Below are 485 nucleotides of genomic sequence, written 5' to 3'. Positions count from 1 at the left end.
CAATCATAATGTGTATTCTGAAAAAATAAAAAGCCTGGTTGCCTTTTCGATTTTCATATATCACAACATGTGTGAAAATCCAAACTGCAACCAGACTATCATAGTAATTTTCATTACCTTAGACTCTTAGCTTTGCGACCTATCCTTTCGAACAGTGTGCCTATTTATTTTTTTTGAGACAACAAAAAGTCCAGTTGCCTCTTCGATTTTCATACACACAACTATGTGTGAAAATCCAAACTGCAACCAGACTATCATAGTAATTTTTATTACCTTAGACTCTTAGCTTTGCGACCTATTCTTTCGAACAGTGTGCCCATTTATTTTTTTTTAAGAAAACAAAAAGTCCAGTTGCCTCTTCGATTTTCATACATACAACTATGTGTGAAAATCCAAACTGCAACCAGACTATCATAGTAATTTTCATTACTTTAGACTCTTAGCTTTGCGACCTATCCTTTCGAATAGTGTGCCAAATATAGGAA

The 485-nt window shown here is 34.0% G+C and carries 3 riboswitches.

The annotated features are described in order from the left end of the window. Positions 1-82 precede the first annotated feature (82 nt). Positions 83-171, bottom strand: a riboswitch (cyclic di-GMP riboswitch). 67 nt (positions 172-238) lie between these two features. Further along, positions 239-327: riboswitch (cyclic di-GMP riboswitch) on the bottom strand. Positions 328-395: 68 nt separating this feature from the next. After that, positions 396-484, bottom strand: a riboswitch (cyclic di-GMP riboswitch). Position 485 lies beyond the last annotated feature (1 nt).

Origin of the sequence: Bacillus cereus group sp. BfR-BA-01382 (assembly GCF_022663475.1) — a bacterium.
Classification (GTDB): Bacteria; Bacillota; Bacilli; order Bacillales; family Bacillaceae_G; genus Bacillus_A; species Bacillus_A thuringiensis_S.
The sequence above is the reverse complement of the archived record's forward strand: the minus strand, read 5'-3'. Positions and strand labels throughout refer to the sequence as shown.